Annotated in this window: 22 protein-coding genes and 1 riboswitch; of the genes, 9 read left to right on the top strand and 13 right to left on the bottom strand. The window is 64.9% G+C overall.

What is annotated here, in order from left to right:
• Positions 1-90 precede the first annotated feature (90 nt).
• Positions 91-495 (bottom strand): VOC family protein, encoded by a 405-nt coding sequence (locus DPM33_RS27280; protein WP_112100498.1) that lies wholly within the window; start codon positions 493-495, stop codon positions 91-93.
• Positions 496-596: 101 nt separating this feature from the next.
• Between DPM33_RS27280 and DPM33_RS27275 the strand changes: the two genes are divergently transcribed.
• Entirely contained in the window at positions 597-1229 is a 633-nt protein-coding gene (locus DPM33_RS27275; RefSeq protein ID WP_112100497.1) for a TetR/AcrR family transcriptional regulator, read from the top strand.
• A gap of 84 nt (positions 1230-1313) precedes the next feature.
• On the opposite strand, the gene DPM33_RS27270 is transcribed toward DPM33_RS27275, so the two are convergent.
• The 3 genes from DPM33_RS27270 to DPM33_RS27260 all read right to left on the bottom strand — a co-directional run bounded on the left by DPM33_RS27270 (position 1314) and on the right by DPM33_RS27260 (position 3000).
• Positions 1314-1940, bottom strand: coding sequence for a hypothetical protein (locus DPM33_RS27270; RefSeq protein WP_112100496.1), 627 nt, complete (start codon positions 1938-1940; stop codon positions 1314-1316).
• A 6-nt stretch (positions 1941-1946) separates the two neighbouring features.
• On the bottom strand, positions 1947-2687 hold the full coding sequence (locus tag DPM33_RS27265) for a CbtA family protein (RefSeq protein ID WP_112100495.1): 741 nt from the start codon (positions 2685-2687) through the stop codon (positions 1947-1949).
• Between the two features lie 103 nt (positions 2688-2790).
• Entirely contained in the window at positions 2791-3000 is a 210-nt protein-coding gene (locus tag DPM33_RS27260) for a CbtB domain-containing protein (protein ID WP_112100494.1), read from the bottom strand.
• Positions 3001-3143: riboswitch (adenosylcobalamin (AdoCbl) riboswitch) on the bottom strand. It lies immediately after the preceding gene.
• An 87-nt stretch (positions 3144-3230) separates the two neighbouring features.
• Here DPM33_RS27260 and DPM33_RS27255 point away from each other — a divergent pair.
• Both DPM33_RS27255 and DPM33_RS27250 read left to right on the top strand, forming a co-directional pair.
• The gene (locus DPM33_RS27255; RefSeq protein WP_112100493.1) at positions 3231-3803 is read left to right on the top strand and encodes a histidine phosphatase family protein; all 573 of its coding nucleotides are present in this window, start codon (positions 3231-3233) and stop codon (positions 3801-3803) included.
• Between the two features lie 129 nt (positions 3804-3932).
• On the top strand, positions 3933-4205 hold the full coding sequence (locus tag DPM33_RS27250; protein ID WP_112100492.1) for a PilZ domain-containing protein: 273 nt from the start codon (positions 3933-3935) through the stop codon (positions 4203-4205).
• A gap of 335 nt (positions 4206-4540) precedes the next feature.
• Here the strand turns inward: DPM33_RS27250 and DPM33_RS27245 are convergent, their stop codons facing one another.
• Entirely contained in the window at positions 4541-5062 is a 522-nt protein-coding gene (locus DPM33_RS27245; RefSeq protein ID WP_112100491.1) for a DUF6428 family protein, read from the bottom strand.
• Positions 5063-5104: 42 nt separating this feature from the next.
• Between DPM33_RS27245 and DPM33_RS27240 the strand changes: the two genes are divergently transcribed.
• Genes DPM33_RS27240 through arsC form a run of 3 tightly spaced genes read left to right on the top strand, consistent with a single transcriptional unit; the run spans position 5105 to position 6563 of the window.
• Positions 5105-5455: an ArsR/SmtB family transcription factor gene (locus DPM33_RS27240; RefSeq protein WP_112100490.1), complete on the top strand. Its 351-nt coding sequence runs from the start codon at positions 5105-5107 to the stop codon at positions 5453-5455.
• Positions 5452-6144, top strand: coding sequence for an aquaporin (locus DPM33_RS27235; RefSeq protein WP_112100489.1), 693 nt, complete (start codon positions 5452-5454; stop codon positions 6142-6144). Before DPM33_RS27240 ends, DPM33_RS27235 begins: the two co-directional genes overlap by 4 nt.
• A complete protein-coding gene (gene arsC, locus DPM33_RS27230; protein WP_112100488.1) occupies positions 6141-6563 on the top strand; it encodes an arsenate reductase (glutaredoxin) in 423 nt (140 codons plus the stop codon). The genes DPM33_RS27235 and arsC overlap by 4 nt, the downstream gene beginning before the upstream one ends.
• A gap of 48 nt (positions 6564-6611) precedes the next feature.
• Here the strand turns inward: arsC and DPM33_RS27225 are convergent, their stop codons facing one another.
• Positions 6612-7130, bottom strand: coding sequence for a GNAT family N-acetyltransferase (locus DPM33_RS27225; RefSeq protein ID WP_167449246.1), 519 nt, complete (start codon positions 7128-7130; stop codon positions 6612-6614).
• A 272-nt stretch (positions 7131-7402) separates the two neighbouring features.
• On the opposite strand from DPM33_RS27225, the gene DPM33_RS27220 reads away from it, so the two are divergent.
• Entirely contained in the window at positions 7403-7624 is a 222-nt protein-coding gene (locus DPM33_RS27220; protein ID WP_112100486.1) for a hypothetical protein, read from the top strand.
• Positions 7625-7730: 106 nt separating this feature from the next.
• On the opposite strand, the gene DPM33_RS27215 is transcribed toward DPM33_RS27220, so the two are convergent.
• Positions 7731-8681 (bottom strand): S1/P1 nuclease, encoded by a 951-nt coding sequence (locus tag DPM33_RS27215; RefSeq protein ID WP_167449245.1) that lies wholly within the window; start codon positions 8679-8681, stop codon positions 7731-7733.
• 198 nt (positions 8682-8879) lie between these two features.
• Complete coding sequence (locus tag DPM33_RS27210) at positions 8880-9164, bottom strand: PRC-barrel domain containing protein (RefSeq protein ID WP_112100484.1); 285 nt, start codon at positions 9162-9164, stop codon at positions 8880-8882.
• 379 nt (positions 9165-9543) lie between these two features.
• On the opposite strand from DPM33_RS27210, the gene DPM33_RS35940 reads away from it, so the two are divergent.
• Positions 9544-9840, top strand: a complete 297-nt coding sequence (locus DPM33_RS35940; RefSeq protein ID WP_146770333.1) for a hypothetical protein — start codon at positions 9544-9546, stop codon at positions 9838-9840.
• Between the two features lie 13 nt (positions 9841-9853).
• Here DPM33_RS35940 and DPM33_RS27205 read toward each other — a convergent pair whose 3' ends face one another.
• The 4 genes from DPM33_RS27205 to DPM33_RS27190 form a co-directional block, all read right to left on the bottom strand.
• Positions 9854-10183, bottom strand: coding sequence for a DUF2934 domain-containing protein (locus DPM33_RS27205; RefSeq protein ID WP_112100483.1), 330 nt, complete (start codon positions 10181-10183; stop codon positions 9854-9856).
• A gap of 382 nt (positions 10184-10565) precedes the next feature.
• Entirely contained in the window at positions 10566-11675 is a 1110-nt protein-coding gene (locus DPM33_RS27200) for a mandelate racemase/muconate lactonizing enzyme family protein (RefSeq protein ID WP_112100482.1), read from the bottom strand.
• 54 nt (positions 11676-11729) lie between these two features.
• Entirely contained in the window at positions 11730-14168 is a 2439-nt protein-coding gene (locus tag DPM33_RS27195; protein WP_112100481.1) for a GcvT family protein, read from the bottom strand.
• Positions 14169-14353: 185 nt separating this feature from the next.
• On the bottom strand, positions 14354-14788 hold the full coding sequence (locus tag DPM33_RS27190) for a MerR family transcriptional regulator (RefSeq protein ID WP_112100480.1): 435 nt from the start codon (positions 14786-14788) through the stop codon (positions 14354-14356).
• Between the two features lie 69 nt (positions 14789-14857).
• On the opposite strand from DPM33_RS27190, the gene DPM33_RS27185 reads away from it, so the two are divergent.
• Entirely contained in the window at positions 14858-17095 is a 2238-nt protein-coding gene (locus DPM33_RS27185; protein ID WP_112100479.1) for a heavy metal translocating P-type ATPase, read from the top strand.
• Here the strand turns inward: DPM33_RS27185 and DPM33_RS27180 are convergent.
• Entirely contained in the window at positions 17082-17969 is an 888-nt protein-coding gene (locus DPM33_RS27180; protein ID WP_112100478.1) for a transcriptional regulator GcvA, read from the bottom strand. The genes DPM33_RS27185 and DPM33_RS27180 overlap by 14 nt on opposite strands.
• Positions 17970-17988: the final 19 nt, after the last annotated feature.

The following is a 17988-nucleotide window of genomic DNA, read 5'->3' as shown; positions in this document are numbered from 1 at the left end:
CGGACCGGCGGGCATTGCCTGGGCATGGGAGCGACGGACGGGTGCCCGTCGCTTCCAGGCGTCATTCCCCATTGGGGGCGATAGAGAAGTCTATTGCATGGCCGCGGGGTTCATCCACACGAACTCCCAGACATTGCCGTCCGGGTCCTCGATGTGGCGGTTGAACATGAAGCCGAGATCCTGCGCCGGGTTGGGATCGGCGCGGCCGCCCGCCGCAACGCCCTTCTCGATGACCGCATTGACCGCGTCCTTGCTGTCGACGGTCAGCGCGATCAGCATCTGGCTCTCGCGCTTGGCGTCGCCGATCGGCCGGGCGGTGAACTGGCTGTAGTGTTGGTGCGTCAGCAACATGACCCCGATCGATTCGGAGAACATGATCGAGCTGGCCTGGTCGCCCGAAAACTGCGGGTTGAGCGTGCCGCCGATCGCGAGATAAAACTTGGTCGCTGCCTGCAGATCGCGCACCGGCAGATTGAGGAAAAGCATCTGGGTCATCGGTTTGAACCTCCATTTCATTGACTGGTACTAGTCAGTCTAGTACTATGGGATGACTATCATACGGGAACGGTACCGTCTAGTACCGATCGAGGGGCGTTATGAAAACTGCCGTTGAGACCAGATCGGCCCGCAAGGATCGCGAGATCATCGAGGCGGCGACCGCCGCGTTCATCGCCAAGGGCTATGATGGGACCAGCATGGAGGAGATCGCCACCAGGGCGTGCGCTTCCAAGCAGACCGTCTATAAGCATTTCACGGACAAGGAGACGCTTTTCAGTGAAGTGGTGGAGTCCACCGCTTCTCAGGTCAACGACGTCGTCGAGTCCGTGACGATGCTGCTTTCCGAGGCAAGATTCCTGGAGGGCGGCCTCCAGCAGCTTGCGCGGCGTTTGACCACGACGCTGATGAACGACGAGTTGCTGAAGCTCCGGCGTCTGATTATCGCCAATGCCGATCGGATGCCGCAGCTCGGCCGCAGCTGGTACGACAAAGGCTTTGAGCGCATGCTTGCCTCGGTGGCGGAGTGCTTTCAAAAGCTCAGCAGCCGAGGCCTGTTGCAGACCGTCGATCACCGTTTGGCCGCCAGCCATTTCTTTGGAATGTTGCTTTGGATTCCGATGAACGAAGCCATGTTCACCGGAAGCAACCCGCGCTCGAAAGCCGACCTCGAGCGCCACGCCGATGCCTCGGTCGAAGCGTTCCTCGCCGCCTATGGGGCGCGCTCGAAATAGTCGCGCTGCCTCGCGCGGTCTACGGGCACAACGAGCCGCGTTTGCGTCGCTGGTATCTTGAGAGGGCAGCCGGCCTGAGCCAGTTTAGACAGTGCGTGCGCGTCTCGCGCCGAAGATCGACCACGCAGCCGCCGTCAACGCCGCGATCGTGGCCAGGACGACGGCGAGGCTGGGCGGATGGGTGAACACGTCGCGCCATCTGGGCTCGACGACCGCGCCGGTGCTGAAGGCCTCGCCGCTATACTGGCAAAGAATCCAGGAGGCGCCGCTGCGCACCATGTCGGCATCGATGTCGGAGATCAGCGCCTTGGCCTGACGTGCGGCTGACGGCATCGTCGCCATGTAGGTGAGAAGCGCCTTGGCGGTGGCCAGATAGGCATGGCTGCATTCGTTGAACGGGCTCTCCTCGTCGCCGAGGCTTCCAGGCATCAGGCCCCAGAGGCAATAGGTGAATTGCAGATTGCCGTGATTGTAGAGCCGCCGGAAGGTCGGGTCGGTCACGGTCTGGCGCTGGGCGAGGTCGATGATGTCGCCGCGATAGCGCGCGATCACCGCCATCTGGCCATGGGTGAGGCTGGGGATCTGGATGCCGGGGGGAGGCGGGACCGACGAGCCGCTATGCGCTTGCGCGGATGTGGCCAGCATGACCAGCAGGGCGCTCGCCAGAAAGAGATGGGCCGCCAGGGCAAAGAACCGTGGCGGCCAATACATCGGATTTCAGGCGTAGCGGCGTGCCGGGCCGCGTTGGTCGCGCACCGCGACCACGCGCTCGGCAACCGCGCCGAAGCCGAGTCCGACGACGGTCCACAGCACGAGTTGGATGCCGAGCGAGGCGACGCGGAACTGCCACAGCACCGTCGCCGAGAAGTTCTCCGGCACCTCGTTGATGTCGGGAAGTGCTGCCTTCACCAGCGCGAAGACTAGGAGGAAGGCGAGCCCTGCCACGATCGAGGCGTTCCAGGCGCCGAGCCGGACCCACAGCCGCTGCGCCAGGCCGACCGCCGCCACCATCGTCGCGATCGAGACCGCGATCATGATGAAGAACAGCTCGGTGCGGTAGGCGATGGTTTCGGGATTGCCGACCGCCGGCGGGTTCGCCGGATATTTGAGGCTGGGCACCACGATCACGGCAAGGAAGCCGAGCAGCGCCAGCAGCGCCGAGGTGCCGCGCGGACCGAGCGAGCCGAGGCGGCCATAGGCATAGGCGAAGACCAGGGAGAACAGCCCGCCGAGTGCCGCTCCATAGACCAGCACGCCGGTCGCCAGGCCAATGCCGGCCTGCGTGGCGCGGCTGACCATCTCGGGCTCCGGCGCCTCGCCGGCGGCCTGGGCCTGCTGTTCCTCGAAGGCGATCGCCTTGTCGACCTGCGGCTCGCCATAGACGCGGGCGAAGGCGAACGCCAGAATCCCAGCGACCAACCCGACAAGCATGCCGCGCAGCAAGAGTTTTCCGACCATGTCAGCAGCCTTTCAAACAATCCGACGGAAAAACGCATAGCGGTTTTCCGTCCGGAATTGCGTTAGACCAAACCTTTGGACGGTTCGGCGATGCCGAACCGCTTTAGTGGCAGGGGAAGCCGAGCAGGTGGCGGCCGTCATGCACGAATTCGTGCACCGCCGTGCCGCGGATCAGCGACGTCGCGCCTTCTTCCGCGCCGACGAAATAGATCATCAGCATCAGCATCAGGCCGGCGAAGATTGCCCAGGGCAGAAGCTCGCGAACCGGAATCGCAACCGGACCGTAGCTGGGGGCGAAGGTGGTGTCGGACATATTGACCTCCCTTGGGATACTGCGTCCCGTTGTCGAACAGTGCTGCGGGATAAGGCCTGACTTTCGGCTTGTGCCGATCACAGTGGCGCGACCGTGCCGGACTCGCACCGGCTTCCAATCCCGTATCGCACTAAAACACTTGTCAGCACTTCGTTCGCCTGTCAACGACATGTAATGGCGGGCACGGCTTCGTGCGGCCAAAAAATTTCATCGGGCCACGGAGTTTTGGGATGCTCGCCCGCCTGACGATGATCGCAAGCGGAGCGACGCCCGGCATGCGCAAGGGCCGCTTTCCGAGCGATGATTCGCTGGAGCCGCGGGCACTGGAGCGCGCCGCCGCGTTGGCCCCGTCGCTGCGCCGCGCCGACCGCGTCTGGACGAGCCCGACGCTTGCCGCGCGGCAGACCGCCGCCGCGCTTGGCCTCGATGCGATGGTCGAGCCGCTGCTTGCCGAACAGGATTTCGCGCGCTGGGCCGGCCGAAGCTTCGAGGAAATGCAGGTCGAGGATCCGGAAGGCATGGCGGCCTGGTTTTCCGATCCGGACGCGGCACCGCATGGCGGCGAAACGCTTGCCGCCGTCGGCACGCGCGGTGCCGCGCTGATGAAGCGCCTGGCCGGCGAGAGCGGCCACACCATAGCGCTGACCCATGCCGTGCCGATCTGCGCCGCCATCGTGCATGTGCTGGGCGCGCCGCTCTCCGCGGTCTGGAAGATCGACATCGAGCCCCTGTCGCTCACCGAGTTCCGAAGCGACGGCCGCCGCTGGGTGCTGCATGCGAGTGGCGTCGTCGTTGCTGGCTGAATTCGGGCGAAGTAGCGCCGGCAAAGATCTCATTCGTTCGTTTCAGTGATCGCTAACGGAACGGAAACGCCTCGCTGTTATGGTGCTGCCCCATGCCGAGGAAAGCCTTGCCCGAGGAGCCCGCCATATATGGCCGATTATCCCGAGACCGAGCGCCGTCGTCATGTGCGCGAATTCGTGCTCAAGGAAGCCACGATCGTCGCCAATGGCGTCAGGATCGGCTGCTCGGTCAGGAACCAGCACGAGCAGGGCGCCGAATTGCGCGTCGCGGCGGACGTGAAAATCCCCGAACGCTTCCTGCTCGAGGTCCCGGCCGACGACATGGTCTATCGCGCCTTGGTGCGCTGGCGCCGCAACGACCGCGTCGGCGTGGCGCTCTACAGCAACACGCTGAAGGACTGACACGGCCCGCCGTTCAGCAATTCGTGACTTGAAATTGCTCGCGGCGTTCTGCAACCGCCTACCTCATGGAACGCAACCGCCGCGCGCGCGTTCACAGCTGCCGATCAACAGGGGAATTCGCGTATGAGCAGGACAGCCGTCTGGGTAGCGGTAATCGCCATCGTCCTCGTGGCTCTCTACCTGTTGCAGGCCAATGGCATGATCAGATTCTAGAGCGTTTCACCGTTTCACGGAAACGGCGAACCGCTCTAACTCTTTGTTTTTACGCAATTCCAGACGGAAAACCGCTCACACTTTTCCTGGAATTGCTCTAGGGCGCATCGCTGACCGCAGCGTCAACAGCAGCGGCTTTCCCCGCAGCATGACGCGCTCACGGCCTTCTGTTCTTTCAGCCAGCGGTCACGCGGCTTGCAGCTTGACGGTCGAGGCGACAACTCGACCTCGACGACATCGCCAACGAGGCTTGGCTGAGCCGCCCGGTGCAATTCCATCGGGCGGACGCCATCGCTGACCTCAAAGGTCAGCTTCGCCGCCTGATCGAGAGCGACGTGATCCGAGACCTTGCGGATGATCGCGGAAAACTTGCCGGCCGGCATATGGACCGGCCCGCCTTCATCCACGTCCCACAACTGCACGAAGATTTCCGACCAGGATTCCGGATTCGCTTCGCAATCCAGCGCCGAGAACTGCCCGGCCTTCACCTCGGTGACGTGATAGCCCGGCTTTACGGGCTGGCCATCATAGCGGAACACCAGCGGCTTGTCCTTGTGATCGGCCAGCGCGACCAGCAGATCGCCGATGGTCAAATCGGACGGATCCAGCGGCGCAACGTTTTTCCGATTGTCAGAAGAGAGCATGTCGGCTATTCCTCATTTCAACATTTCAAGGATTATTGAAACGTGGATGAACGTCAAGCCCTGATCGCTTTCGGTGCCCTGTCCCAGGAAACCCGGCTGCGCCTGCTGCGGCTGCTGGTCGTTGCCGGGCCGCAAGGCATTGCCGCCGGCTCGCTTGCCGAGCAGGTCGAGGTCTCGCCATCCAATGTCAGCTTCCATCTCAAGGAACTGGAGCGGGCCGGCCTCGTGACTGCGAGGCGCGACGCCCGCTCGATCGTCTACAGCGCCGAGTACGACGCGCTGTCCGGTCTGATCCGCTTCCTGATGGAGGATTGCTGTTCGGGTCGCCCGGAAATCTGCGCACCGGCGCTTGCGGCACCCTGCTGCCGGCCGGGCGAGGGGATCCGGCAGTGAACATGTTCGATCTTCCACGCCGGTTCGCGGCTGAAGCCCTGGGCACCGGTCTGCTGGTGGCGACGGTCGTCGGTTCAGGCATCATGGCCGAGACGTTGACGCATGACACCGCGCTCGCGCTGCTTGGAAACACGCTGGCGACCGGCGCCATGCTGATGGTGTTGATCACCATCCTCGGGCCGATCTCCGGCGCGCATTTCAATCCTGCCGTCTCGCTTGTGTTCTGTCTCAACCGGTCGCTGCCTGCCCGCGATCTCCCGGCCTATTTGCTGGCTCAAATTGCCGGTGGCATTAGCGGCACGATCGCCGCTCATCTGATGTTCGCCCTGCCGGTGCTGGAAGTCGCGGCCAAGGTCCGGGCCGGACCGGCGCAATGGTTCTCCGAAGTCGTTGCGACGTTCGGCCTCGTCGCGGTCATCCTCTCCGGCCTGCGCTTCGAACAGCGGGCCGTGCCGTGGCTGGTCGGCCTCTACATCACGGCTGCCTACTGGTTCACGGCGTCCACGTCATTCGCCAACCCCGCCGTCGCCGTGGCGCGCTCGCTCACCGACACCTTCTCCGGCATCAGGCCGATCGATCTGCCGGGCTTCATTGCCGCCGAGCTGCTCGGCGCCCTGATTGGATTGGCGCTGATGGGCTGGTTGCTGCGTCCGGGCATGATCCAACAGCCTTTGAAAGCGGAGCCATGACGGTCACGATCTATCACAATCCCGATTGCGGCACCTCGCGCAACACGCTGGGCATGATCCGCGCCAGTGGCGAAGACCCGATCGTGATCGAATATCTGAAGACGCCGCCAAGCCGCGAACGGCTGCTGGAATTGATCTCGGCGATGGGCATGGCCCCGCGCGCGCTTTTGCGGGAGAAGGGGACGCCTTACGCCGAGCTCGGCCTCGCCGACCCGAAGTGGGGCGATGAAGAGCTGATCGATTTCATGCTCGCCCATCCGATCCTGATCAACCGGCCGATCGTCGAAACGCCCAAGGGCACGAGGCTATGCCGGCCGTCGGAAGCGGTGCTGCCGCTGCTCGACGATCCGGTGCGCGAATTCGTCAAGGAAGACGGCGAGAAGGTCGCCTATTCGAGCAATTCCAGGAAAAGTGTGTAGCGGTTTTCCGTCCGGAATTGCGCAAAACAAAGACTCTAGCCTCCAGCCTCAGGGCGCCAGGTGCTTCATGAAGTAGATGGACGACCTCGGTTTGCCGAACGGGTCGACGAAATGATGCGGCACGACGCCGACTTCCCGCCAGTTCATGCGCCGATAGAGCCGCTCGCTCGCTCCGCCTTCGGCGGTGTCGAGAAGCAGCAGGGGGCGCTTTCTCTTCCTTGCCTCGCCTTCCACGGATGCCATCAGCGCGGAACCGATGCCTTGCCGTTGGAAGTCCCGGTGAACGAGAAGTTTGTAGACCTCCGCCCGGTGCAGCGCATTCGGTTCCGGCGACAGATAGAGCTGGACGGTGCCGACGAGATTATCCTCGAGATAGGCGCAGATGAGGAGGCGTTCGCCTTCCGCCAGCGAGGGGAAGATGCCTTGCCAATAGGACCGGGCCTGTTCGGCGTCGAACGGCAGGACGAAGCCGACGAGCGCCCCATCCTCTATGCTCTGCATCAACATATCGGCGAGGCCGTCGAGCTGCGCCGTTGCCTCGGCCTCGTCGATCACCGCAATACGCATGTGCTTCCCCATTCGAGAAACTCGATTGATAGTGCGCTTTGAGCAATCCGTGAAGGCGCCTGCGCCGGTCGCGCGCAATCACCATGTCCTGCGCCCAGGCCTCATCGTCCGACCCGGCGCCACCGGCCCGGCCAAACTTTACATTTTTGTAAATTGCCCCTGGTCGCCTGTTCGCGATACGGCTGGCCGGCGGCTCGGTTCGCTCATCGACTTGTTGGGCAACAGCACTCCCGGATGAACGGGTCGAGCCGTCCTCGATTTGGGAGAAAGCCATGATTCGCAAGGTTCTGGTTGCAGCTTCGGTTACGGCGCTTTTCAGCATGCCGGCATTCGCCGCCACGCAATATTGGGTGGCCAAGGACGCCACGACGAAGAAGTGCTCGGTGGTTTCCACGAAGCCGGACGGCAAGAAACTGACCGACGCCGGGACAAAGGCCTATACGTCCCAGGCCAATGCCGAGAAGGCGCTGAAGCTGCTGAAAGACTGCAAGTAAGCTTGCAATCTTGAAGCTTTTCGCCCGCTCCGGCATGCCGGGGCGGGCTTTCTTTCGCCTGCCGGTCTGGGCGCACGGCCAGCCGGAGCGGCAGCACCCAGCCGATTTACTTGTCCACCGCCAGCGTCTCGTTGAGCACCGCCGCCAGATGCAGGCCGCCGAGCGCGAGCTGCTCGACCGCCACCGGCGAAAACTGGTCGAAATAGGCCTGGTCGAGGATCACCGCGTGCGGATTGTCGGACTTGATCTGCGTGCCCTTGGGCAGTGCGCGATAGGCCTCCTCGGCCTTCCCGTGGCATTCGGCCAACCATTTTTCCGGCGTCTGGTCGGCGGCCGGCATGGCTGGCAGATGCGGGATGACGTCGGTTTCGATGTCGAGCGCGACCTTGCCCCAGTCATAGTATTTGAACAGGATCAGGCTTGAATCCCACACCGCGTGGAAGGTGGTGAGGTCGCGATAGGTCGATCCGTCGGGCTTCGGCCTGTAGACGTTGAAACTCACCGTCAGGGTGTTGCCGCCCTGGTCGCCCTGGCTGCCGTCCATGCGCTCGACGCAATGCAGCGGCTGCGACAGATCGCCGACCAGATGGATGACGAAGGCCAGCGCCTGCCAGCGCTCCTCGTCGCTCTTTGCCGGATCGGCCAGGATCTGCTCCTGCGCCGGCAGCGCCCGCATCAGGCAGACGCCGAAGCTCGCATTGTCCTTGCAGTCGCGCGCCGGATCGTAGGCCGTGGTGCTGGCGCTCGCGTCGCCGGGTTTCGTGGCCAGCGGAATGTCGATGAAATGCCAGTTCGACGTCTCCTTGTGGCTGTCGGCGCGATAGTCGTCGGCCCAACTCGCCACCGAGGCCAGCGAGACGGTGGCCGGCGGCTGCAGCTTCAGATGCGAGCGCAAGAGCTGCTCGATCGTGTCATAGGTGTTTTGGTTCAACCGGTGCTGCGCGATCTCGGCGATCACCGCATGCCCTTCCTGTCCCCAGGCCAGCGCCTGACCGCACATCGCTCCACTCATCGACGTCGCCGCCAGGGAAAATGCCGCTGCAGCTTTCCACTTCATTGCCTTGCCTCCTCCAGACCAGAAGTCTCGATATGCAAGTACAATGGAGGCTTGTGACGCGGACATGAAAGATCTCACGGAGGCGAGATTTGTGCGTTGAAGTCGCCGGGCCGGCGATCATATTTGCCGCGCCGCGCAAAGAAACCTGGCCGGTAATTGCCGGCCAGGTTTCTTATTCACTTACAATCGCGAAGCGCTTCAGTCCCGATGCTCCGGCATCGCCTTCAACTGGTCCTTGGTCCAACGGGTGACGGCATGCACGTCGCCGTCCTCGTCGCGCATGAAATCGAGCTGGCTGGCGGTGACGGCCACCGGCTTGGCGCCGATGCCGAGGAAGCCGCCGACGTCGATGACGACCTGGCTGCCGTGCAGATGGTCGACCGAGCCGATCTTTTCGTCATCGGGGCCATAGATGGTGGCGCCTTCGAGGATGGCGGGCGTGAGCTCGGCATTGGTCAGTCTTACGTGGCTGGTGTGGTCCATGGGGCATCTCCTGTGGGTGTACAGGGGAAACCGCCGATGCGGCCGAGGGTTCCGCCGACGGAGCGAAAAGCGGGGGGCCGCTCTGGTCGTGGACGGCAAGGTTTCGCTGCTGCAGGCGCCAAGGAATGTGCCCTGGGGTATGCCTGTCGTGCTGACGGTGGAACGAAAATAGAGAGCGTAGTGATGGAGTTTTGTCCCAGCACAAGCTATCATTGGCCATGGGAAATGATGCGGTACACATGGTCTGGGATTACTGGGACGGAGTTCGGACTGGCGTCGCCGATCTGAACGGCGCTCCTCATTATTTTGCTGCCCAGTTCGACGACAGTGCCGACGGGTACTCTGATGATTTCAGACTTTTCCGGTCGGATCGGAATTCATGCAGCGTGCGAAACGCAATTGGGCGATCTATCGCGCCTGGGAGGATAAATTTCACGCTGGCGCAACGGATGTAAAATCTCACCCTGGCCACAGTGGGATCGACGCTGAATACGACGAGTTGGGAGCATGGCTCGACGATCAGATAACCCGGCTTCCCGCATTGCCATTGCTGTACCGAGCCAAGTTCCGCGCGCTGCCCGGTCAAGAAGGTCTTACCCCCGGCATAATGCGAGAACTGGAGGTGACCTGGTCGCCTTCTCCGAACCAAGCTGACAAGGTGACGTCATCGGCCTGACGAGCGCCGGCCTTTAGCCAACGCCCCGCTTCGCCTTCAGGCTCCGCGCCGCTTGCTCGATCGCCGCGCGATCGTTGCCCAGCCTGTCGAGCAGCGCCTGCGCCTCGTCGCCCGAAATGCCGGTGCGCATGGCGAGTGCCTCCACCGTCAGCACATCCGCGCTGTCGATCTCGCGCGTTTCGGGCAGTGCATCGCCTGCCGTCAGCGGCAGCGCCGCCTCGCGATCGATCTCCATTTCGGCCTGTTGCCAGTGCCGGTCATGGTGGCCGAGGATACCGCCCTCGCGCTGAAAGATCTCATAGGCACGCTGCCTGATCTTCTCGGTCCGATCGTCGTCGTCCATCGCCGTTCCTCCTTGCTCGTCACAAGAACGCAGGACTGGACAGAACGATCCGTAATTTTGGCGAAGTGATCGGCGGCGAGCACAGCCGGCCGAGATGTCCCATCGGGGTAATCGCATAGGTGGTTCCCCCACTGCGTCTCGGCTTTGCCGAGCCACCTCTCCCCCCTCCGGAGGGAGAGGAAATGCTAACCGTCGAGGGCGCGCGGAAATACTAAACCGCGAGGGAGTTAGAAAGGCTGACCGCAGAGGCGAGACGTCGGCGATTGGCATTTCCTCTCCCTCCGGAGGGGGAGAGGTGGCGCCGCGAAGCGGCGACGGAGTGGGGGACGGCGCTGATGATTGTTGCCAACGCCCGCGGCCGTTCCGATCCGTGCTTCTCGCTCTACGGCCCGTACATCGCTCCAGGTTTGCCGAACATGCCGGGTTCCGGCTTCACGCCCAGCCCCGACCGTTGCGGCACGGCGATGTGACCTTGCTTGATGACGACCGGATGCTTCTGGTCGAAATGGCCCTTGATGTATTCCTGCGCGATCCAGGCGCCTTCCATGCGGCGCGGCTCGACCGTCGCGGCCAGATGCACGCAGGCCGCGGCGATGATGTCGCCGCCCCAGGCGTCGTCGCAGCTGTGCGGCAGCGAGCGGATGGCACACAGGTCACGCACCGTCGTCATCTTCGTCAGACCTCCGAGACGGGTCACCTTGAAGCCGAAGCCGTCGGCGATGCCGAGCGAGATCGCCCTGAGCACCGCATTCTGGTCCTCGGTGCTCTCGTCGAGATAGACCGGATGCGTGACGCGGCCCTTCAGCGTCGCGATCTCGTCCATCGTGTTGCAGGGCTGCTCGAAGACGAAGGGGATCGCCTGGCAGAGCCGGTCGAGATGCATCGCGGCGGCCACGGTCATCCCCCGGTTGCCGTCGACCGCCAGTCGCGCCTTGTAGCCGACCGCTTCCCAGACCTTGTGGACGACGGCCACGTCCTCTTCGAGATCGCGCCCGCCGATCTTGACCTGCAGGCGCGGATAGCCGGCCTTGACCTTGTCGGCGGCGACTTTTGCCGTCTCGTCCGGAGGGCCGACGATCAGCGAATAATAGGCCGGCACGCGGTCGGTCAGCGCGCCACCGAGCAACGTCGAGACCGGCACGCCGAGCTTCTGGCCGAGCAGGTCGAGGAACGCCATGTCGAAGGCCGCCTTGGCGTAGCCGTGGCCGTTCAGCCGCTCGTTCATCTGTCTCGCCAGCAGCCTGATCGAGGCGATCTCCGAACCGATGAGGCCTGGCGCGATTTCGGCGATCGCCGCGCGGGCGCCCAGCGCATGATGCGGCTGATAGACCGGGCCGATCGGGCAGGTCTCGCCCCAGCCGGCAAACCCGTCATCGGTGACGATCTCGACAAGCGTGGAGTCCAGCGCCTCCACATCGGCACTGGCCATCCGGTAGACGCCGTTCTTGACCGGCAGCTGCGCCGAATAGACGTTGATCCTGTCGATGCGCATGCAGGCTTGTCTCCAAAGGACGGGTCGGCAACGGGGCCTTGACTGGGCCCGGTCCTACATCCGCGCCCGGGCCGAGGTCGGATCGTAAGGCGAATCCGCGACCACCTCCGCGACCTTCCAGTCCCCCAGGATCGCGACATCGAGCTTCGTGCCCGGTTTGGCGAAACGCTCGGGCAGCAGCGCCAGCGCTATGTCGTGGCCGAGCGCGTAGCCATAGCCGCCCGACGTGATGCGCCCGACCAGCGCGCCGTCGCTGTAGAGCCCCTCATTGGCAAGGGTGCTTGCGCCATCGGTATCGATCCTGAGCGTCACCGACCGGCGCTGGTCGTTGCGCTCCTTGTATTTCTTGACCGCCTCGCGCCCGACGAAGTCGCCCTTGTCGAGGCGGATGAAACGCTCCAGTCCGCTCTCCAGCGCGTTGAGTTCCGGATTCATGTCGCGATACATGGCGCGATAGGATTTCTCGAGCCTGAGTGACTCCAGCGCGTGCAGCCCGACCAGCAGCATGCCGTGCTTCTCGCCCTCCTTCAGGATCGCGTCGAGCAATTGCCGCTGGTAGGGCAGGGGATGGTAGAGCTCCCAGCCCAACTCGCCTTCGTAGTTGACCCGCAGCAGTCGCACGTCGCTGGCCAGGGCCACATTGCCGGTCTTGACGCCGAACCACGGGAAGCTTGCGTTGGAAAGGTCGATCTCGGTCAGCGGCTGCAACACCTCGCGCGCCTTGGGTCCGACGACCGTAAAACAGCCGCGATCGTTGGTCACGTTCTTCAAGGATACGCTGCCGTCGGCGGGCAGCAGCCTGGACAGATCGTCGAAATTCCAGCGCTCGGCGCGCGGCGTCGAGATCAGGTAGAACATGTCTTTGCCAAGACGCGCCACCATATACTCCGCCTGCACGCCGCCGCTCGCGGTAAGCTGGTGCGCCAGCGTCACCTTGCCGACCGCCGGCAAGCGGTTGGCGATGATCCCGTCCAGCCAGCGGGCCGCGCCCTGTCCCGACACCTCGAACTTGGTCATCGGCGTCATCTCGACCAGGCCGACGGCGTTGCGCACCGCCAGCACTTCCTCGCCGACGAGGTTCCCCTTGGGCGTCCAGCGCCAGCTATACTGGTCCTTCTGCTCGACCCCGTCGCGCGCGAACCAGTTGGGCATCTCCCAGCCGTTGAGCACGCCCCAGACGGCGCCGAGCTCGGTCAGCCTGTCGTATGAGGGCGCGGTCTTCTGCGGCCGCGCGGCGGGCATGTCCTGCCCCGGATATTTCTGCTCAGCATGCGTGCCCCAGGCCTCGCGCACCTTCTCGCGCGTCCAGGCCTTGTTTGCGTAGTCGCCGAAGCGGCGTGGGTCGAGGTCGGAGACATCGAGGCTGTTGCCGCCCTCGACGATCCGCTCCGACAGGTAATAGCCTATTGTCCCGCCCCACAGGATGCCGCCGGGCACGCCTTCGGCGAGCCAGACATTGGGCAGGCCCCAGGCCGGTCCCATCAAAGGCAGCTCGTCCGCCGTCATCTGGAAGGGGCCGCGCACATTGGCCTTGATGCCGACGCGCCCGAGCGCCGGCACCAGTTGCAGCGCCTGCTCCCAGTTCCACGACACCGCCTCGAAATCCTCTTCGACGAGGTCGGCGCCGAACCAGGCGGGAACGCCGTTCTCGGCGAACAGCTTCAGATGCTCTGTGCGCTCATAGGGCCCGAACATGAAGCCGTCGCCTTCCTCGCGCAGATACCCCTCGAAACCTTCGTCGCGCAGGATCGGCATTTCGGGACGTCCCGCACGCTTGCGCTCCACGATCTCCGGCACGGCCTCGGTGATCCAGTACTGGTGCAGGATCGGGATGGCCGGTATTTCGAGGCCGAGCAGCGCGCCGGTCTGGCGCGCGTAGTTGCCGGTGGCGCAGACCACATGCTCGCAGGTGATGTCGCCCTTGTTGGTCTGCACCAGCCACTCGCCGCCGGCGGTCCGCTTGAAGCCGGTGACCTCGGTGTTGAGATAGACTTTTGCGCCGAGATCCCGTGCGCCCTTGGCCATGGCGTGTGTGACGTCGGCCGGGGCGATATGGCCGTCATCGGGATGATAGAGCGCGCCGAGCATCTCTTTGTTGTCGAGCAGCGGCGCCAATTGCCTCGCCTCGGCGGGCGTCAGCAGCTGCGCCCGCATGCCCTGCACCTCGGCGACGCTCATATAGCTCTTGTATTCGTCGAGCCGGTCGCGCGAATTGGCGATCCGCAGCTGCCCGCATTTGTGCCAGCCCACCGGCTGCCCGGTCTCGGCTTCGAGCCCTTCATAGATATCGATGGTCTTGTTGATCATGCGCCCGACATTGATGTTGCGGGCATAGGAAGGGATCAGCCCCGCCGCGTGCCAGGTCGAACCGGCGGTCAACTGCGTGCGCTCCAAAAGCGCCACATCGGTCCAGCCGCGCTTGGCCAGGCCGTAGAGAATACCCGCGCCGACGCATCCCCCGCCGACGATCACCACCCGCGCATGTGCCTGCATCAAACCACCAGTTTCCGACCGAGCTGAGAACAACCGCGGTCGAAGTTACAGGCGCGAAAAGCCCGTGTAACGTCTTCAAAAATTAGGGGTCATGATAAATCGGGCTTATGCAGCGGCGATGCGCGATCCATGCGGCTGGCCCGCAGGCGCCGGACCAGTGCGCTCCGGCGACTATCCTCGAATGCCTATGCCTCAGCCAGTCGCCCATGCGCATGGGTCGTGTCGGCCAGCGTCTCGATGACGCGGCAGTCGCCGATCCGGCCGCTCTCGCATTGCTTGACCATGCGCAGCAGTTCGTCGCGCAGCGCATTCAGGCTGGCGATACGCTTTTCGACCTCGATCAAGCGAGCCTTGGCGATCGCATCGGCGGCGGCGCAGGACTGATCCGGACTGTCCTGCAACGTCAGCAAGGTGCGGATGGCCTCGACCTCGAAGCCGAGCTCGCGCGCGTGCCGGATGAAGGCGAGGCGGTCGAGGTCGCGGCGGTCGTAGAGCCGCCGGTTGCCTTCGCTGCGCGAGGCCGCGGGCAGAAGGCCGATCTGCTCGTAATAGCGGATCGTCGGCACCTTGACGCCGCTCTGCCGCGCGGCCTCGCCGATGGCAAAATCACTTTTGAGCATTTTCCGCTTGCTCCTCTAGTCGCTAGAGGATGTAGCACGACGTTCAAGCAAGGCAAGGAGGCCGATGTCATGGATGTCAAGGAGACCCGCTATCGCGTGACGGGCATGGACTGCGCCGCCTGCGCGGCCAAGATCGAGACGGCGGTGAGCCGCCTTCCGGGCGTAGCGAACGTCTCCGTCTCGGCGACGGCCGGCATGATGCGTGTCGGCCATGCGGACGATGCCGCGCTGTTGCCGGCCATGAAGGCGCAGCTCGGCAAGCTCGGTTACGGCATCTTTCCCGCCGACGGCGACAGGGTCGCCGCGAAAAGTCCCACCCATGACCGCAACGACCACGATCATGGCGACCACGCTCATGACCATCACGACCACGATCATGGCGATACCGGAAGTCACGCGCATGCGGATGAGGCTGGCGACGGGCAGGGCGCCTGGTGGCAGACCCGCAAAGGCATGCTCACCATCGGCTGCGGGCTGGCGCTCGGCGTCGCGTATGGTATTGGCCGGCTCTATCCGCCGGTCGAATGGTGGGCATTTCTGGCGGCCCTTGCCGTTGGCCTGCTGCCGATCACAAATCGTGCGCTCGCTGCCGCCCGTGCCGGCACGCCGTTCTCGATCGAGACGCTGATGACGATCGCGGCCGTCGGCGCGGTCATCATCGGCGCGGCCGAGGAAGCAGCGGCGGTCGTCTTCCTTTTTCTGGTCGGCGAGCTCCTCGAAGGCGTGGCCGCGCGCCGCGCCCGCGCCAGCATCCAGAATCTTGCCACCCTTGTCCCCAAGACGGCGTTCGTCGAGCGCGACGGCGCGGTCGCCGAGGTGCCCGCCGAAAGCCTTGCCGTCGGAACGGTGATCCTGGTTCGCCCCGGCGACCGGATCGCGGCGGATGGCGAGATCGTCGAGGGTGACGGCGCCATCGACGAGGCGCCGGTCACCGGCGAAAGCGTGCCGCTGCGCAAGAAGGCCGGCGACGCCGTGTTTGCCGGCACCATCAACACCGACGCCGTGCTGCGCGTGAAGGTCACGGCGGCCGCGGCCGACAACACCATCGCGCGCGTCGTCAAGCTGGTCGAGGAGGCGCAGGAGAGCAAGGCTCCGACCGAGCGCTTCATCGACCGCTTCTCCAAAATCTACACGCCCGGTGTGCTGGCGCTCGGCGCGCTGGTCGCCGTGCTGCCGCCGCTCACCGCCGGCGCAAGCTGGAGCGAATGGATCTACAAGGGCCTCGCCATCCTGTTGATCGGCTGCCCCTGCGCGCTGGTCATCTCCACGCCTGCCGCGATCGCCGCCGCCTTGTCGGCCGGCGCGCGGCGCGGCCTGCTGATCAAGGGCGGCGCCGTCCTCGAAGCGCTGGGCTCGATCGACGCCATGGCGCTCGACAAGACCGGCACGCTGACCGAAGGCAAGCCCAGGGTCACCGACATTGTCGCCATCGGCACCAGCGAGGCCAATGTGCTGTCGATGGCGGCCGCGCTCGAGACCGGCTCCAGCCACCCGCTCGCCATTGCCATCCTGGAACGCGCCAAGGCCGACAAGGTGCCGGTGCCGCCGGCGTCCGAGGCTTCCGCGCTCGGCGGCAAGGGCGTCGCCGGCAAGGTCGGCGGCAAGGAGCTGTTTCTCGGGTCTCCGGCTGCCGCCGGCGAGCGTGTCGCGCTGCCGGCCGAGCAACTGGCGCGCATCGCCGCCTTCAACGACGAGGGCAAGTCGGTCTCGGTGCTGCTTGTCGCCGGCGCGCCGGCCGGCATCATCGCCATGCGCGACGAGCCGCGCGCCGACGCGCAAGCCGGACTGGCGGCGCTGCGCGAGGCCGGCGTCGAGCCGGTCATGCTGACCGGCGACAACAAGCGCACCGCGCAGGCGATCGCCAAGGGCCTGGGGCTTCCGATGCATGCCGAAATGCTGCCGCAGGACAAGCAGCGCGTCGTTCGCGAATTGCAGGCCTCCGGCAGGAAGGTCGCGAAGGTTGGCGACGGCATCAACGACGCGCCGGCGCTTGCCGCCGCCGATGTCGGCATCGCCATGGGCGGCGGCACCGATGTCGCGCTGGAGACCGCCGATGCGGCGGTGCTGCACGGCCGCGTCGGCGACCTCGCCGCCATGATCGAGCTGTCGCGGCGGGCGCTGAGCAACATCCATCAGAACATCACGGTGGCGCTGGGGCTGAAGGCCGTGTTCCTGGTCACGACGATCATCGGCATCACCGGCCTCTGGCCGGCCATCCTCGCCGATACCGGCGCCACCGTGCTGGTGACGGCCAACGCCATGCGCATGCTGGCGTGGCGGCCGCGGGCGCTCGTCAAAGCGGCGTGATTTCCTCAAACAGCCAGTCGCGAAACGCCTTCACCTTGCGCTGGCGGATCGCTTCCGGCGGGTAGACCAGATAGAAGCTGGAGACCGCCTTCAGCGCATGGTCGAACGGCCGCACCAGCCGGCCTGTGGCGAGGTCGGCCGAGACCAGCATGGTGCGGCCGAGCACCACGCCTTCGCCTTGCACGGCCGATTCCACCGCGAAGGTGGCGGAATCGAAAGTGAGGCCGCTGTTCGGGTCGACGCCTTCGACGCCGGCGCTTGCGAGCCACGCCGCCCAGTCGATGCGGTAGCCGTCGCGGATCAGCGTGTGGTGCCTGAGGTCGGCCGGCGTCCTGAGCGGGTGCGGGCCTTGCAGCAGCTTCGGGCTGCAGACGGGAAATACTTCCTCGCCGGTGAGGAATTCCGACGTCAGCCCGTGATAGTGGCCGCCGCCATAGCGGATGGCGACGTCGATGCCGTCGCCGCGGAAATTGGTCAGCCTGCCGGTGGTCGAGACGCGCACGTCGATGTCGCCATGCGCGCGGTGGAAACGGTAGAGCCGCGGCACCAGCCATTTGCCGGCGAAGCCGTCCGACGTGCTGACGTTGAGCGTCGAGCCGGAATGGCGCGAGGTCGCCGTCTGCGTGGCGAGCGCCAACTGGTCGAGCGCCTCGCGCACGGCGACCGCATAGGGCTCGCCGACCGGCGTGAGCCGCACCGAGCGCGTCGCCCGTTCGAAGAGCTGCACGCCGAGCTGGTCCTCGAGATGTTTCACCGCGCGGCTGATCGCGCCATGGGTGAGGTTGAGCTCGTCCGCGGCGCGCGAAAAATTCAGGTGCCGGGCGGCGGCCTCGAAGGCCGGCAAGGCGTTGAGCGGCGGCAGTCTGCGTGCCATGACGACAAAGCCATTTGTG

Origin of the sequence: Mesorhizobium hawassense (assembly GCF_003289945.1) — a bacterium.
Classification (GTDB): domain Bacteria; phylum Pseudomonadota; class Alphaproteobacteria; order Rhizobiales; family Rhizobiaceae; genus Mesorhizobium; species Mesorhizobium hawassense.
The sequence above is the reverse complement of the archived record's forward strand: the minus strand, read 5'-3'. Positions and strand labels throughout refer to the sequence as shown.

What these genes read in the sequence shown, in the direction of transcription:
- DPM33_RS27280 (WP_112100498.1), bottom strand. Translation starts at nt 495, where the DNA reads ATGACCCAGATGCTTTTCCTCAATCTGCCGGTGCGCGATCTGCAGGCA.
- DPM33_RS27275 (WP_112100497.1), top strand. Translation starts at nt 597, where the DNA reads ATGAAAACTGCCGTTGAGACCAGATCGGCCCGCAAGGATCGCGAGATC.
- DPM33_RS27270 (WP_112100496.1), bottom strand. Translation starts at nt 1,940, where the DNA reads ATGTATTGGCCGCCACGGTTCTTTGCCCTGGCGGCCCATCTCTTTCTG.
- DPM33_RS27265 (WP_112100495.1), bottom strand. Translation starts at nt 2,687, where the DNA reads ATGGTCGGAAAACTCTTGCTGCGCGGCATGCTTGTCGGGTTGGTCGCT.
- DPM33_RS27260 (WP_112100494.1), bottom strand. Translation starts at nt 3,000, where the DNA reads ATGTCCGACACCACCTTCGCCCCCAGCTACGGTCCGGTTGCGATTCCG.
- DPM33_RS27255 (WP_112100493.1), top strand. Translation starts at nt 3,231, where the DNA reads ATGCTCGCCCGCCTGACGATGATCGCAAGCGGAGCGACGCCCGGCATG.
- DPM33_RS27250 (WP_112100492.1), top strand. Translation starts at nt 3,933, where the DNA reads ATGGCCGATTATCCCGAGACCGAGCGCCGTCGTCATGTGCGCGAATTC.
- DPM33_RS27245 (WP_112100491.1), bottom strand. Translation starts at nt 5,062, where the DNA reads ATGCTCTCTTCTGACAATCGGAAAAACGTTGCGCCGCTGGATCCGTCC.
- arsC (WP_112100488.1), top strand. Translation starts at nt 6,141, where the DNA reads ATGACGGTCACGATCTATCACAATCCCGATTGCGGCACCTCGCGCAAC.
- DPM33_RS27225 (WP_167449246.1), bottom strand. Translation starts at nt 7,130, where the DNA reads ATGCGTATTGCGGTGATCGACGAGGCCGAGGCAACGGCGCAGCTCGAC.
- DPM33_RS27220 (WP_112100486.1), top strand. Translation starts at nt 7,403, where the DNA reads ATGATTCGCAAGGTTCTGGTTGCAGCTTCGGTTACGGCGCTTTTCAGC.
- DPM33_RS27215 (WP_167449245.1), bottom strand. Translation starts at nt 8,681, where the DNA reads ATGAAGTGGAAAGCTGCAGCGGCATTTTCCCTGGCGGCGACGTCGATG.
- DPM33_RS27210 (WP_112100484.1), bottom strand. Translation starts at nt 9,164, where the DNA reads ATGGACCACACCAGCCACGTAAGACTGACCAATGCCGAGCTCACGCCC.
- DPM33_RS35940 (WP_146770333.1), top strand. Translation starts at nt 9,544, where the DNA reads ATGCAGCGTGCGAAACGCAATTGGGCGATCTATCGCGCCTGGGAGGAT.
- DPM33_RS27205 (WP_112100483.1), bottom strand. Translation starts at nt 10,183, where the DNA reads ATGGACGACGACGATCGGACCGAGAAGATCAGGCAGCGTGCCTATGAG.
- DPM33_RS27200 (WP_112100482.1), bottom strand. Translation starts at nt 11,675, where the DNA reads ATGCGCATCGACAGGATCAACGTCTATTCGGCGCAGCTGCCGGTCAAG.
- DPM33_RS27195 (WP_112100481.1), bottom strand. Translation starts at nt 14,168, where the DNA reads ATGCAGGCACATGCGCGGGTGGTGATCGTCGGCGGGGGATGCGTCGGC.
- DPM33_RS27190 (WP_112100480.1), bottom strand. Translation starts at nt 14,788, where the DNA reads ATGCTCAAAAGTGATTTTGCCATCGGCGAGGCCGCGCGGCAGAGCGGC.
- DPM33_RS27185 (WP_112100479.1), top strand. Translation starts at nt 14,858, where the DNA reads ATGGATGTCAAGGAGACCCGCTATCGCGTGACGGGCATGGACTGCGCC.
- DPM33_RS27180 (WP_112100478.1), bottom strand. Translation starts at nt 17,969, where the DNA reads ATGGCACGCAGACTGCCGCCGCTCAACGCCTTGCCGGCCTTCGAGGCC.